Source organism: Flavobacterium sp., assembly GCF_040382755.1.
Taxonomy (GTDB): Bacteria; Bacteroidota; Bacteroidia; order Flavobacteriales; family Flavobacteriaceae; genus Flavobacterium.
This window is the reverse complement of record NZ_JBEIET010000052.1, coordinates 1-13,973: the sequence shown is the minus strand read 5'-3', so window position 1 is coordinate 13,973 and position 13,973 is coordinate 1. Positions and strand designations below refer to the sequence as shown.

At 31.7% G+C, this 13,973-nt stretch carries 14 protein-coding genes; 8 read left to right on the top strand and 6 right to left on the bottom strand.

Going from position 1 to position 13,973, the window contains the following annotated elements:
- From ABWO04_RS06470 to ABWO04_RS06460, 3 genes are all read right to left on the bottom strand, one after another.
- A partial coding sequence (locus ABWO04_RS06470) for a hypothetical protein (protein ID WP_353078396.1) occupies nucleotides 1-216 on the bottom strand: 216 nt, incomplete at its 3' end.
- A 233-nt stretch (nucleotides 217-449) separates the two neighbouring features.
- The gene (locus ABWO04_RS06465) at nucleotides 450-1,898 is read right to left on the bottom strand and encodes a glyceraldehyde-3-phosphate dehydrogenase (protein WP_353078394.1); all 1,449 of its coding nucleotides are present in this window, start codon (nucleotides 1,896-1,898) and stop codon (nucleotides 450-452) included.
- Nucleotides 1,899-2,053: 155 nt separating this feature from the next.
- The gene (locus ABWO04_RS06460; protein ID WP_353078400.1) at nucleotides 2,054-3,439 is read right to left on the bottom strand and encodes a trypsin-like peptidase domain-containing protein; all 1,386 of its coding nucleotides are present in this window, start codon (nucleotides 3,437-3,439) and stop codon (nucleotides 2,054-2,056) included.
- Between the two features lie 246 nt (nucleotides 3,440-3,685).
- On the opposite strand from ABWO04_RS06460, the gene dapF reads away from it, so the two are divergent.
- On the top strand, nucleotides 3,686-4,465 hold the full coding sequence (gene dapF, locus ABWO04_RS06455) for a diaminopimelate epimerase (protein WP_353078392.1): 780 nt from the start codon (nucleotides 3,686-3,688) through the stop codon (nucleotides 4,463-4,465).
- 7 nt (nucleotides 4,466-4,472) lie between these two features.
- Here the strand turns inward: dapF and ABWO04_RS06450 are convergent, their stop codons facing one another.
- The 3 genes from ABWO04_RS06450 to ABWO04_RS06440 form a co-directional block, all read right to left on the bottom strand.
- Nucleotides 4,473-5,177, bottom strand: coding sequence for an ABC transporter ATP-binding protein (locus tag ABWO04_RS06450; RefSeq protein ID WP_353078391.1), 705 nt, complete (start codon nucleotides 5,175-5,177; stop codon nucleotides 4,473-4,475).
- A 234-nt stretch (nucleotides 5,178-5,411) separates the two neighbouring features.
- Nucleotides 5,412-5,972 (bottom strand): class I SAM-dependent methyltransferase, encoded by a 561-nt coding sequence (locus ABWO04_RS06445; RefSeq protein WP_353078390.1) that lies wholly within the window; start codon nucleotides 5,970-5,972, stop codon nucleotides 5,412-5,414.
- 91 nt (nucleotides 5,973-6,063) lie between these two features.
- Complete coding sequence (locus tag ABWO04_RS06440) at nucleotides 6,064-7,926, bottom strand: ABC-F family ATP-binding cassette domain-containing protein (RefSeq protein WP_353078388.1); 1,863 nt, start codon at nucleotides 7,924-7,926, stop codon at nucleotides 6,064-6,066.
- A gap of 173 nt (nucleotides 7,927-8,099) precedes the next feature.
- On the opposite strand from ABWO04_RS06440, the gene ABWO04_RS06435 reads away from it, so the two are divergent.
- The 7 genes from ABWO04_RS06435 to ABWO04_RS06405 all read left to right on the top strand — a co-directional run.
- Entirely contained in the window at nucleotides 8,100-9,224 is a 1,125-nt protein-coding gene (locus tag ABWO04_RS06435; protein ID WP_353078386.1) for a glycosyltransferase family 2 protein, read from the top strand.
- Nucleotides 9,225-9,308: 84 nt separating this feature from the next.
- Nucleotides 9,309-10,607 (top strand): dihydrolipoamide acetyltransferase family protein, encoded by a 1,299-nt coding sequence (locus ABWO04_RS06430; RefSeq protein ID WP_353078383.1) that lies wholly within the window; start codon nucleotides 9,309-9,311, stop codon nucleotides 10,605-10,607.
- Between the two features lie 80 nt (nucleotides 10,608-10,687).
- Nucleotides 10,688-11,458 (top strand): exonuclease domain-containing protein, encoded by a 771-nt coding sequence (locus ABWO04_RS06425; protein ID WP_353078382.1) that lies wholly within the window; start codon nucleotides 10,688-10,690, stop codon nucleotides 11,456-11,458.
- A gap of 99 nt (nucleotides 11,459-11,557) precedes the next feature.
- Nucleotides 11,558-12,169, top strand: coding sequence for a fumarylacetoacetate hydrolase family protein (locus ABWO04_RS06420; RefSeq protein WP_353078380.1), 612 nt, complete (start codon nucleotides 11,558-11,560; stop codon nucleotides 12,167-12,169).
- Nucleotides 12,169-12,513 carry a histidine kinase gene (locus ABWO04_RS06415; RefSeq protein ID WP_353078378.1) on the top strand — a complete coding sequence of 115 codons (345 nt, stop codon included), beginning with the start codon at nucleotides 12,169-12,171 and terminating at the stop codon, nucleotides 12,511-12,513. Before ABWO04_RS06420 ends, ABWO04_RS06415 begins: the two co-directional genes overlap by 1 nt.
- Nucleotides 12,514-12,584: 71 nt before the next feature.
- A complete protein-coding gene (locus ABWO04_RS06410; RefSeq protein ID WP_353078376.1) occupies nucleotides 12,585-13,832 on the top strand; it encodes a CinA family nicotinamide mononucleotide deamidase-related protein in 1,248 nt (415 codons plus the stop codon).
- Nucleotides 13,833-13,911: 79 nt separating this feature from the next.
- Nucleotides 13,912-13,973 (top strand): large ribosomal subunit protein bL28 (locus tag ABWO04_RS06405; protein WP_353078398.1); only part of this gene is annotated, 62 nt, incomplete at its 3' end.

The following is a 13,973-nucleotide window of genomic DNA, read 5'->3' as shown; positions in this document are numbered from 1 at the left end:
TTTTATTCTGTTTTCAAGAAATAAACTTAGAATTTTTTCAGCAATTTCTTTCCTAATATTCATCTTAGCATTAAAAGTGCTCACTATAATTGTTCCTTCATCAGTTGTTGAAATTATTTCAATACTGTTTTGACCATAGTTGTATGTTTCAACTAAATGTCCCTGTGCAAATACTACTTTACAAAGTAATAAAAAGCAAATTGTTAAACATTTCATAGAATTAAAATTTAGGGGTTACTTTAATATGATATAAAGTTACTTCTAAAAAATAATACTAATTTCATTTTCGTTAAAAAAATCACAACAATTTAATGCAAATATGTTAATTTTAACTAAAACGTTTTGAAATTGTTAAATTTTATTGTTTTTTGTTGTGAATTTATGTTTTTTAATTCAAAAAAAATGCCTTTTCTAAAAAGAAAAGGCATTAAATTATAAATAATCAAGCATTAATAATACATATAGCGTCTTACTTTGGCAATATATTTTGCCAAACGTATTACTTGATGGCTATATCCATATTCGTTATCGTACCATATATATAGTACAATATTTTTTCCATCACCAGAAACTATTGTGGCATTACTATCGTAAATAGAAGGTTGAGCCGTTCCGACAATATCTGAAGAAACCAATTCGTTGCTTACTGAATATTTTATTTGCTCTACTAAGTTACCTTCTAAAGCATAGGTTTTCATAATATTGTTTAATTCTTCTACGGAAGTAGCTCTTCCAACCTCTAAATTTAAAACTACCAAAGAACCATTTGGAACCGGAACACGAATTGCATTCGATGTTAGTTTTCCTGCTAAACTTGGTAATGCTTTAGCTACGGCACTTCCTGCACCGGTTTCTGTTATTACCATATTTAAACCCGCAGCTCTTCCTCGACGGTATTTTTTGTGCATATTATCAACCAAATTTTGGTCGTTTGTATACGCGTGAATGGTTTCTAAATGTCCTTTTACAACACCCAACGTTTCTTCAATTACTGCCAAAACTGGAGTAATAGCGTTTGTTGTACAAGAAGCAGCTGAATAAATAGCTACTTCATCTGGATTGTAATCTTCGTGATTTACGCCATAAACTATATTTGGTACACCTTTTCCTGGTGCGGTTAATAACACTTTATCTGTTCCTTTAGAAGTCAAGTGTCTGGCTAACGCTTCTTCTGTTGTAAAAGCGCCAGTATTGTCAATTACTAAAGCATCATTAATTCCGTAAGCGGTATAATCAATTTCTTCTGGCGAATTTGCTGTTATAATATGTACGGTTGTTCCATTTATTATTAATGCACTATTTTCTGGGTCAGCCGAAACCGAACCTTCAAAATCTCCGTGAACCGAATCATATCTTAGTAAAGAGGCTCTTTTTTCTAATAAAACGGCATCATTTTTATCGCGAGTTACAATTGCACGTAAACGTAATTGTTGCCCTTTTCCAATTTTGCTCATCATTTCACGAGCTAATAAACGACCAATACGACCAAAACCATATAAAACAACGTCTTTAGGAACAATTTCAGACGTATCTTTAGCATACTTTAATTTATCAATTACAAACGCTTTAGCGTCATTATATTTATCGTCTTCTAAATGATATTCATACGTTAATTTTCCTATATCTATTCGTGATGGTGGTAAATCTAAATTTTCAATAGCTCTTGCAATTTCTACGCTATCAAAAATATTAATTGGTTTTTCTACAAAAGCAACAGCATATTCGTGTAAGTTTATAATATCTGAAACGTTTCGATCAATTAATTGATTTCTAAATAAGACCAGTTCAATAGATTTATCAAACCATAAATCGCTTATGATTTTTACAAATTCTACACACGCTTTTCTTCTGTCTGCCTGAAAAGCCAATTCTTTTTCGTAAATGGTGTTGTTGTTCATTTAAATATAGATTGCGTTACAAAATTTTTTGCAAAAGTATAGATTTCAATCGTTTTCGTAAAGTTTTTTACGATTTTTTTTCTTATTATTTTTTAGAATAAAAGGCAAAAAAAATTCGCAAAATAAATACTACTTTGCGAATCTTCAATATTTAATTATAAAATGATACGATATATCTGTCCGTTTTTTGCTATGATTTGATAACGTGTTTTTTCAGCCGATTCTTTTTTTGCTAAATACGCAGAAACGCTTTCCATATCAATGACTCTCATATTATCCACTTGCGTTACAATAGAACCTTTTAAATCTTCAGCATATTCCTTGTAATCTTCATTGGTTACTTGTTTTATTTTTATACCACTTTTTAAGTTAAATCGTTTTTTATCGTTTGTATCTAACTCTTCAAATTCAATACCATTAAATTCGTAGGCAATTAGTTCTTTCTTTGTTAGTGGTACATTTAAAGCTAAATTCTTACCATCTCTAAGTAATGTAACTTTAATAATATCATTTGGTCTTTTTGTAATAAGTGCTGCTTCTAATTCAGCAGAAGTTAAAACTTTTTTATCATCTAATTTTAAGATTACATCTCCTTTTACTATACCAACTTTTTCAGCCCCAGAATTTTTATTGACTTTGTTTACGTAAAATCCTTCAGTTTGTTTGATTCCATATTTTTTGGCAGCTTCTGCATTTAATTCGCCACCTTCAACACCTAAAATACCGCGTTGTACATTACCAAATTTCATTAAATCTTCAATAATCTTTTTTGTAATATTAGATGGAACCGCAAATGAGTAGCCAGCATAACTTCCTGTTGGCGAAGAAATCATCGTATTAATTCCTATCAATTCTCCATTCGTGTTCACTAAAGCACCACCGCTATTTCCCGGATTTACAGCAGCATCAGTTTGTATAAACGATTGAATACTTGCTTTGTCTAAATTACGCGCTTTTGCTGAAATAATACCAGCAGTAACAGTAGAATTCAATTGATACGGATTACCAACCGCTAAAACCCATTCGCCCACTTTAATATTATCTGAATTTCCAAAAACAATAAATGGCAACTTCTCATCAGCGTCAATTTTTAGCAAGGCAATGTCCATTTTGCTATCCGTACCAATTAATTTTGCTTTATACGCTTTGTTGTTATTTAAAGTTACTTCAAGCTCGTTAGCGTCTTGTATTACGTGATTATTGGTTACAATATACCCGTCTTCAGATACAATTACTCCAGATCCAGTACCTATTTGTTCGTGTTGTTGTGTACCACCCCCATAAAAAAACGATGCCCAAGGATCGGTGTAAGTCCTTACAGAAACATTTTTTACGTGTACCACACTATGAATGGCTTTTTCGGCACCGGTTGTAAAATCAATATTTTCGGCACCAGTAAATTTTACTGCTTTGTTGTAGTTTGGTGAAGTTGTAATAATTGAATCGCTTTCATTTTTTTTATTTTCAATGAATTTATAGGCACCCAAAGTAACGGCACCACTCATTAATGATACAATAAATAGACTTCCTAAATTTTTCATCTTGTTCATTTTTTATTTTTTTTACTCTGTAAATATAAATAGGTTTTTTAAATTTCAATTTCGTTTAACGCACGATTAACAATGTTTAACATCTTTTTAGCATTTATGCATTTCCTTTCAGGTCGGGCTTTCCGCTATATCTCCGATTGGCAAAAAGCTACGGGCAAACCCTTGTTTTTGTCCATCGGAGGATGCCGCTGCAATCCCTAATGCAATATTGTGCAAAAAAATAAATATATTTGTACTATGCAAATACAATTTTACAAATACCAAGGAACAGGAAACGATTTTGTTATGATTGATAATCGTACCAATTCATTTCCCAAAAATAATACCAAATTAATTGAATTTTTATGCGACCGACGTTTTGGCATAGGTGGCGATGGTTTAATTTTATTAGAAAATCATAAAAAATACGATTTTACTATGGTGTATTATAATTCCGATGGTAGTACCAGTACTATGTGTGGTAATGGAGGGCGATGTTTAGTGGCCTTTGCAAAACAATTAGGTATTATTGAGAATGAAGCCCATTTTGAAGCATCGGACGGCTATCATTTTGCAAAATTTGAAGACAATTTAATAGCACTTCAAATGATAGATGTATCAGAAGTTAAACATTTTAATACACACGATTTTGTGTATACGGGTTCGCCTCATCACGTGCAATTAGTTTCAGATTTAACAAATTTTGATGTAAAAAATACAGGTAAAAAGTTACGATATTCTGATTTGTATGACGCTTCGGGTTGTAATATCAACTTTGTAGAACAAGAAAATACTGACACTTTTTCAGTCCGTACTTATGAACGTGGAGTAGAAGACGAAACGTTATCTTGTGGAACGGGTGCAACTGGCGTGGCAATTGCAATGCACGCTACTCATAAAACAGATGCGAATCGTATCTATATTAATGTATTAGGCGGAAAGCTAATAATTAGTTTTGTTTTAGAAAATGATGTATATAAAAATGTATTCTTAACAGGTCCAGCAGAATTGGTTTTTGCTGGTAGCTTAGAAGTGTAGCTTACTTTTAATAAGAAATAATCTCTTTATTCTGAATGTCATTTTCAATAATTCCATCACGTAAGCGAATAATTCTATGTGCGTGAGCTGCAATATCTTCTTCGTGAGTTACTAAAATTACCGTATTGCCATTGGCGTGAATTTCACCAAATAATTTCATAATTTCTACGGAAGTTTTACTATCTAAATTTCCAGTTGGTTCATCGGCTAAAATGATTGAAGGTTTGTTAACCAAAGCTCTACCAACAGCCACACGCTGACGCTGACCTCCTGATAATTGATTTGGTTTATGATCCATTCGGTCTGCTAAACCTACTTGTGTTAGTACTTCTGTAGCTCGTTTGTTTCTTTCGTCTTTAGAAAAACCAGCATACACCATAGGTAAGGCCACGTTATCCAACGCAGTTGTACGAGGCATTAAATTGAAGGTTTGAAAAACGAAACCAATTTCTTTATTTCTAATTTCAGCTAATTCATCATCGTGCATTTCACTAACTTGCTTTCCGTTTAAAATATAACTTCCAGAAGTTGGCGTGTCCAAACAACCTAAAATATTCATTAAAGTCGATTTTCCAGAACCAGACGGCCCCATAAGTGCCACATATTCACCTTTGTTAATAAGTAAATCGATTCCTTTTAATACGTTTACCGTTTCACTTCCTAATTGGAAATCACGTGTAATGCCTTTAATGTCTATTATTGGAGTTTTCATAGTTTTCAGGTGCAGTTTTTAGATTACAATAATTACTACAAATTATAAGTAGTTAAAAAGTAGAATTTGTTACAGTTTTAAAAATAATATTTTACCGCAAAGTCTCGCAAAGTTAGTCGCAAAGAAACGCAAAGATTTTTTTAAAAGTATTTCAAGACACACTTTAGATAATAAAATTAATTTTAATAGTATTTAGTGAAACTCTGTGAATTCTTTGTGAATCTTTGTGTAATACTAAACACGAATCACAAAATGTTCTTTTTCTTGTTCAGCTCTAAAAAATACCATTCCGAATTGGAAGGTATCAATCGTAACTTTTACTTTAGGTTGTTTTTTTATGATTTCCCAAGTATTTTCATTTTCTGTTGATTTATGAATGTCATTAATTATCCAAACAACATTATTAGTTATAGTTGGTAATAACAAATTGAAATATTCTATTGTAGCTTTTTGAGATTCGTTTTGGTTGAAGTAAACTAAGTCGAAAGTACTATTGTTGTTAGAAAGTTTGTTTTTTTCAAAATCTTCAAATGAGATTATTTCTGAAGAAAATATTTTAGTATCTAATTCAGTTGGATTTCCAATTTCTAAAATTGTTTTGGGTTCAAAATACCGCACGATTCTTACTAATAATCGGACTCTTTTTGAATTGCTTTTTAAAAGCGAATATTCTGGATGTTTCGTTTTATTATAAAAACATTTCGTAACCAAATCAAACACAAAAGGCGAGTGCACACCGTGTTCGTTTTTAGAGTTCCAAAGGAATTTTATATATGATTTTATTTTTTGTAACACAGAGTTTCACAGAGTTTTCACAAAGTTTCACAAAGAAAATAAAGCTTAGCGAAACTTTGTAATTTCTTTGCGAATCTCTGTGTAATAATTATTATTCTATTTTAGAACTTAAATCAAACCAACGTGCTTCTTTTTCTTCTAAAGTTTGAATGATTTTTTGTAATTCATTTGCTTTCGTTTCAATTTTATCATCAGCTACTTTTCCGTCCGAAAATTCTTGCTCAATTTGTTTCTTTTGGTATTCTAAATCTTTAATATCTTTTTCAATTTTATTGAATTCCTTTTGCTCGTTGAAGTTTAATCCTGCTTTGGCTGGTTGATTTTGCTTCCAACTTCCTTTGTCAGTGCTTACGCTATTTAAAACTTTTGGCTCTACGGAATCTTCATAACTTCTAAAATCAGAGTAATTTCCAGGAAAATCTTCAATTTCACCTTGACCTCTAAATACAAATAAGTGATCTACAATTTTATCCATAAAATACCTATCGTGACTTACCACTAAAAGGCATCCAGGGAAATCTAATAAGAAACTTTCTAACACATTTAGCGTTACAATATCTAAATCGTTCGTTGGTTCATCTAAAATTAAGAAATTTGGATTCTGAATTAAAACGGTACATAAATACAATCGTTTTAGTTCGCCACCACTCAATTTTTCTACAAAATCATATTGCTTTTTCGCATCAAATAAGAAACGTTCTAATAATTGCGAAGCTGAAATGATTTTCCCTTTCGTAAGCGGAATGTATTCTCCGTATTCTTTAATAATATCTATTACTTTTTGTCCAGGTTTTGGGTTGATTCCACTTTGTGTGTAATATCCAATTTTAATTGTATCGCCAATAATTACTTTCCCTGAATCGGGTTCCATAGTTTTGGTTAAAATGTTCAAGAAAGTCGATTTTCCTGTTCCGTTTTTACCAATAATTCCAATACGTTCACCACGTTGAAACGCGTAGGTAAAATCTTTTAAAATGGTTCTGTCAGGGAAATTTTTGTTCAATTTTACCATTTCGATAATTTTGCTTCCCATTCGCTCCATATTAATTTCAAGCTCTACCACATTTTCTTTACGACGACTTTCCGCTTTTTCTTTAATCACATAAAAATCATCTTGACGCGATTTCGATTTGGTGGTTCTTGCTTTTGGTTGACGACGCATCCAAGCCAATTCCTTAATAAAAAGGTTTTGCGCTTTATCTATACTGGAGTTTTCAGAAATTTGACGTTCTTCTTTTTTCTCTAAATAATACGAGTAATTTCCTTTGTATTGATACAGTTTTCCGTTATCTAATTCAATAATTTCGTTACAAACTCGTTCTAAGAAAAAACGGTCGTGCGTAACCATAAATAAGGTAATATTTTCTTTGGCAAAATAATCTTCAAGCCATTCAATCATCTCTAAATCTAAGTGATTGGTTGGTTCATCTAAGATTAATAAATCGGGTCTATTAATTAAGATTATCGCTAACGATAAACGCTTTTTTTGCCCTCCAGATAATTTTTTTACTTTTAATTTTAAATCGTCAAGTTTTAATTTTGACAAAATTTGCTTGTATTGTGTTTCAAAATCCCAAGCATTATAACGATCCATATCGTCAAACGCTTTCTGGTACTTTTCTTCGTCTTCCGGATTTTCTAAGGCGCTTTCGTAGTTTCTAATTACTTGTAAAACTTCATTATCCGATGCGAAAATGCTTTCTTCAATCGTTAATTCATCTTGCAAATTAAAATTCTGACTCAAAAAAGCCATTTTTATTCCTTTTCTAATCACTACTTGACCCGTATCAGGTTCATCAAAACCATTAATAATGTTCATAATAGTGGTTTTACCCGAACCATTTTTGGCGATAAAAGCTATTTTTTGGTCTTTATTAATTCCGAAAGAAATGTCTTTAAAAAGGACACGTTCGCCGTATGATTTTGATATGTTTTCTACTGAAAGGTAATTCATTTTTTAATTTTGTCAATTAGACAATGTGGCAAAACGCCAATTGTTTTGCAAAAGTAGACTTATTATTTGAGATTTAAAATTTAGATTTTTGCATTTCATAAATAAAAATTGCAACTTTGACCTATCAACCAATTGGCACATTGACTAATTGAAAATTGACACATTAAAACGAAATGCAACTATCCGTAATCATACTTAATTATAATGTACGCTATTTTTTAGAGCAATGTTTGCTTAGTGTTCAAAAAGCGCTGGAAAACTTAGATGCTGAAATTATTGTGGTAGATAATAATTCTTCGGATGATAGTTGTTTGATGATGAAGCAACTATTTCCACAAATTACGCTTATTGAAAATAAAGAAAATTTAGGATTTCCAAAAGGGAATAATATAGCTGTTGAACAGGCAAAAGGCGAATATATTTGTATTTTAAATCCAGATACGGTTGTTGCTGAAGATACTTTTGCGAAAATTTTAAATTCCAAATTCCAAATTCCAAATTCCCAACTCGGAATAATTGGCTGTAAGTTAATTGACGGCACCGGAAATTTTCTTCCAGAAAGTAAGCGCGGAGTTCCAACGCCTTGGGTAGCTTTCACTAAGATTTTTGGTTTATATAAAATATCTAAACTATTTGGGAAATATTATGCGCAACATTTGTCTGAAGATCAATCAGGAGAAGTGGATATTTTAGTCGGTGCTTTTATGATGATGAAACGCGATTTGTACATAAAAGTCGGTGGTTTCGATGAAAATTGCTTTATGTATTCAGATGATATCGATTTGAGTTATATGATTCAAAAATTAGGAAATGATAATTTCTATTTTCACGAAACATCTGTAATTCATTATAAAGGAGAAAGTACAGTTAGAGACGAAAAATATTTAGAACGTTTCCGAGATGCGATGCAGTTTTTTTATAAAAAGCATTTTAAAAAGTCCTTTTTCTTTGATAATTTTATACAAATTGGGAGCTTTTTATTTGCGATTTTCAAACAAAAACGAGCACAAAAATTAAACAATGAAATTGATAAATACATTGTGTTTTCAAAAAATAAAATTCAACTAAATTTAAATAAACCAATTGAATATTTAACTGATTTTGAACAATTTAAATTTAATAAAAATAGCAATATTGAAATTGTTTTTGACACCAATTCGTTTTCTTTTGCAGAAATAATTCGTTTTATGGAAAAACATAAATCGAAGAATATAACTTTTAAGAACTATATTTCGCAATCAAATTACTTAATTGGTAGTAATAATTCAACTGATAGAGGCGAAGTGCTAATTTTTTGATTTTTTGATTTTTTCGTGATAAAACATCAAAATATTTATTAATTTTGCAGTAATAATTAAAGAACTCAACATTACAATAATAATATGGCAAGATTTGAATTGAAACTTCCAAAAATGGGAGAGAGTGTAGCAGAAGCAACCATTACAAATTGGTTAAAAAAAGTGGGTGAAACTATAGATATGGATGAAGCGGTTTTAGAAATTGCTACAGACAAAGTAGATAGTGAAGTGCCTTCTGAAGTTTCTGGTACTTTAGTTGAAATTTTGTTTCAAGTTGATGATGTTGTTCAAGTAGGGCAAACCATAGCGATTATTGAAACAGAAGGCGGAGCTATTGCTGCAACTCCTGAAGTAAAGTCGGAAGTTCTAGTTGCGGTTGCAGAAGTTGCTAAAACGGTTGAGGTTGCTATTGAAGCAAGTGCTCCTGCAGATTTTTCAGGTTCAGATAAATTCTTTTCGCCATTAGTAAAAAATATGGCAAAAACAGAAGGCATTTCGTTAACTGAATTAGAATCTATTTCAGGTTCTGGTAAAGATGGTCGTGTAAATAAAGAAGATATTTTAAAATATATAGAAACTCGCAAGTCGCAAGTTACAAGTTCAAATGTTGTTGCGCCTGCAACTTCAAACCAACAACCTAAAACCCAAAATCCTGCACCCGTTTCAGTAAATGGTGGCGACGAAATTGTGGAAATGGACAGAATGCGAAAGTTAATTTCGGGTTATATGGTAGCTTCGGTTCAAACTTCAGCACACGTGCAGTCGTTTATCGAAGTGGATGTTACTAATATTGTAAAATGGAGAGATAAAGTAAAAGCAGCTTTTGAAAAACGCGAAGGAGAAAAACTTACCTTTACGCCAATTATGATGGAAGCGGTAGCAAAAGCCTTAAAAGATTTCCCTGGAATGAATATTTCTGTTGATGGCGATTTTATTATTAAACGTAAAAACATCAATTTAGGAATGGCAGCAGCTTTACCAAATGGAAACTTAATTGTTCCTGTAATTAAAAATGCAGACCAGTTAAATTTAGTTGGTATGGCAAAAGCAGTAAATGATTTAGGTGGTCGTGCGAAAGCAGGAAAATTAAAACCAGACGATACGCAAGGTGGTACTTATACTGTAACAAACGTAGGAACATTTGGTTCTGTTTTTGGAACACCAATTATCAATCAGCCGCAAGTGGGTATTTTAGCCTTAGGAGCTATAAGAAAAGTACCAGCTGTTATTGAAACTCCAGAAGGGGATTTTATTGGAATACGTCAGAAAATGTTTTTATCTCACTCTTATGATCACAGAGTTGTAGATGGTGCTTTAGGTGGAAGTTTCGTAAAACGCGTAGCTGAATATTTAGAAGCATTTGATGTAAATAGAGATTTTTAAGAAAAAATAAATAAATAATACTTCACCCAATAGTTCATTTACTATTGGGTTTTTTTAACTTTGTACTTTAAAATATAAAAATGGAACTTAAACTTACAAGACCAATCTGTTTCTTTGATTTAGAAACTACCGGAATAGATGTTGGAAAAGATAGAATCGTTGAAATATCAATATTTAAGGTGTTTCCAAACGGAAATAAAGAAAGTAAAACTTGGTTAGTAAATCCAACTATTCCAATTCCGCCTCAATCAACGGCAGTTCATGGCATTACAAACGAAAAAGTAGCAAATGAGCCTACTTTTTCTGAATTGTCTTCCCAAATTTATGCTATGATAAAAGATTCTGATTTGGCAGGTTATAATTCGGACCGATTTGATATTCCGTTATTGGCAGAGGAAATGCTTCGTGCAGGAGTTGATTTTGATATGAAAAATCGCGTTTCAGTAGATGTTCAAACTATTTTTCATAAAAAAGAAGAACGCACATTATCTGCAGCATTAAAATTTTATTGTGGGAAAACATTAGAAAACGCACATACAGCCGAAGCAGATACTATGGCTACTTATGAAATTTTATTGGGACAATTGGAAAGATATCCTGATTTACAAAATGATATGAAAGCATTATCTGAATTTACCACGCGTAAAAAATCTGTAGATTTCGCAGGTATGATTGTGATGAATGATAAAGGACAAGAAATGTTTAGCTTTGGAAAATATAAAAATGTTTTAGTAGACGAAGTATTTGATAAAGATCCAGGTTATTTCGGTTGGATTCAAAACGCCGATTTTCCACTATATACAAAAAAAGTATTAACAGGTTTGAAATTAAGAAAATTAAATACAAAATAGTGACCTCGAGGACCTCAGTCACCATTTGACTCAAGTTTTCTAAGTTACGAGTTAGCTGAGGCTCTCGAAGCAAACTAAAAACAGAGATAAATTAAATATATGAAAATCATTTGCATCGGAAGAAATTATGCTGATCATATTTCAGAATTACAAAACGAACGCCCATCTGAGCCGGTTATTTTTATGAAGCCAGACACCGCTATTTTGCCCAAAAAAACACCATTTGTAATACCAGAATTTAGTAATGATGTACATCACGAAGTGGAAGTTTTGGTAAAAATTTGTAAAGTAGGTAAATACATTAATCCGAAATTTGCTCATAAATATTACGATGAGATTGGTTTAGGAATCGATTTTACTGCTCGAGATGTGCAAACGAAATTAAAAGAAAAAGGATTGCCTTGGGAAAAAGCGAAGGCATTTGACCATTCAGCGATTATTGGTGACTTTTTACCGAAAATACATTTTCCTTCTCTGGAAAATATTAACTTTGAATTAAGAAAGAATAATGAAACTGTTCAGCAAGGAACTACTTCAATGATGTTGTGGAACATTGATGAAATTGTTTCTTATGTTTCGCAGTTTTTTACTTTAAAAAAAGGAGATATTATTTTTACAGGAACTCCAAAAGGAGTAGCCGCTGTGAAAGAAAATGATGTGTTAGAAGGTTTTTTAGAAGGCAAGCAAATGTTTAAAATACAAGTAAAATAATGGCTTTACAGTATAATTTATCAAAAGTATATGAAATTTCTGAAAATGATAACGAATTTGCACTTCAAATTGCTACTTTGTTTTTAGATGAAGTGCCTTTCGAAATTCAGGAAATGAAAAATGCAATTGAACTAAAAGATTATGCGAAAACCTATGCATCTGCACACAAAATCAAACCAACATTAGATTTATTAGGAATGGATATGGCATACGAAGATGTGGTATTCATTATGGATTGGACTCAAGAAGAAGGCAAGCGAAAAGAAATTAAAGAAGTGTTTAGAACGCTTAAAGCAAGAATAGTTGCTGCTGCCGACGAAATAAAAAAAGATTTTAAGTTATAAGGGTTACTTTTAATATATGTTTAGCCACGCCGTTAGCGTGGTTTTCTTATTTTTACAAAAATATTTTAAAGATGAAAGCAGTAATTATTACAATAGGAGATGAAATATTGATAGGTCAAATTATTGATACAAATTCGTCTTACATTGCAAAAGCATTAGATAAAATTGGAATTGCTACTTATGAAATGCTTTCTATTTCTGATGATAAAAGCCATATAGTAAAAACGTTGCACGAAGTTCAAAACAAGTACGACGTTGTATTAATTACCGGAGGTTTAGGCCCAACCAAAGACGACATTACTAAAAAAACATTTTGTGAGTATTTTGACGACGTTTTAGTGCAAAACGATGCTGTTTTGGCTCAAGTAAAAAGTATAATTGAGGGCATATATAAAAAACCTATCACGCAATTAAATATTGATCAAGCCTTAGTGCCTTCAAAAGCTAAAGTGCTTTTTAATGCTATGGGTACGGCGCCTGGAATGCTAATGGAACATCAAAATACGGTATTTATTTCATTACCTGGTGTGCCTTATGAAATGAAGTATTTAATAGATAACGAAGTAATTCCGTATTTAGTTAATGCGTTTGAAAGACCATATATTGTTCATAAAACATTGATGACTTATGGACGAGGAGAGAGTTTAATTGCAGAACAAATTGAAGATTGGGAAAATAATTTACCCAATTTCATAAAATTAGCATATTTACCAAGTCCAGGTAAAGTTCGTTTAAGATTAACGGCTCGTGGTACTAATGAAACCCTCTTAAAAGAATCTATTTTAAAGGAAATTGATAAATTAGAGCCACTAATAGGTGATATTATTGTTGGGTACGATGAAGACGAAACAATTGAAGTAGTTTTAGCACGATTATTAACTCAAAAGCAAGTTAGTTTGTCCACAGCCGAAAGTTGTACAGGAGGAAAAATCGCACAACTAATTTCAGCTGTTCCTGGTGCTTCAGCTTGTTTTAAAGGTGGAATAGTGGCGTATTCTAATCAAATTAAAATTGACGTACTAAAAGTGAATCCAGAAACCATTCAAAAGTTTTCTGTAGTTAGTAAAGAAGTAGCTCAAGAAATGGCTATTAATTGCAGGTCTATTTTCAATACAGATTATGCCATTGCTACAACAGGAAATGCGGGCCCAACAAAAGGAAATAGTGATGCAGAAATAGGGACCGTATTTATAGCAATAGCGACACCAAATGAAGTTTTAGTTGAAGAATTTAATTTTGGACAACCACGCGAAAAGGTAATAGATAGGGCGGTTAACAAAACATTTGAATGGTTGTTTAAAGAAATTTCAAAAAACTAATTAAAAATAGTTGCATAGTAAAGTAAAAATTCTTTTCTTTGCACCCTTATTTAGAATAACGATATAAAAGTTTAGAATAATGTCAAGAGTTTGTGAACTAACAGGAAAAAGAGCAATGGTTGGAAACAACGTTTCTCACGC

What these genes read in the sequence shown, in the direction of transcription:
- ABWO04_RS06465 (WP_353078394.1), bottom strand. Translation starts at nt 1,898, where the DNA reads ATGAACAACAACACCATTTACGAAAAAGAATTGGCTTTTCAGGCAGAC.
- ABWO04_RS06460 (WP_353078400.1), bottom strand. Translation starts at nt 3,439, where the DNA reads ATGAAAAATTTAGGAAGTCTATTTATTGTATCATTAATGAGTGGTGCC.
- dapF (WP_353078392.1), top strand. Translation starts at nt 3,686, where the DNA reads ATGCAAATACAATTTTACAAATACCAAGGAACAGGAAACGATTTTGTT.
- ABWO04_RS06450 (WP_353078391.1), bottom strand. Translation starts at nt 5,177, where the DNA reads ATGAAAACTCCAATAATAGACATTAAAGGCATTACACGTGATTTCCAA.
- ABWO04_RS06440 (WP_353078388.1), bottom strand. Translation starts at nt 7,926, where the DNA reads ATGAATTACCTTTCAGTAGAAAACATATCAAAATCATACGGCGAACGT.
- ABWO04_RS06435 (WP_353078386.1), top strand. Translation starts at nt 8,100, where the DNA reads ATGCAACTATCCGTAATCATACTTAATTATAATGTACGCTATTTTTTA.
- ABWO04_RS06430 (WP_353078383.1), top strand. Translation starts at nt 9,309, where the DNA reads ATGGCAAGATTTGAATTGAAACTTCCAAAAATGGGAGAGAGTGTAGCA.
- ABWO04_RS06425 (WP_353078382.1), top strand. Translation starts at nt 10,688, where the DNA reads ATGGAACTTAAACTTACAAGACCAATCTGTTTCTTTGATTTAGAAACT.
- ABWO04_RS06420 (WP_353078380.1), top strand. Translation starts at nt 11,558, where the DNA reads ATGAAAATCATTTGCATCGGAAGAAATTATGCTGATCATATTTCAGAA.
- ABWO04_RS06415 (WP_353078378.1), top strand. Translation starts at nt 12,169, where the DNA reads ATGGCTTTACAGTATAATTTATCAAAAGTATATGAAATTTCTGAAAAT.
- ABWO04_RS06410 (WP_353078376.1), top strand. Translation starts at nt 12,585, where the DNA reads ATGAAAGCAGTAATTATTACAATAGGAGATGAAATATTGATAGGTCAA.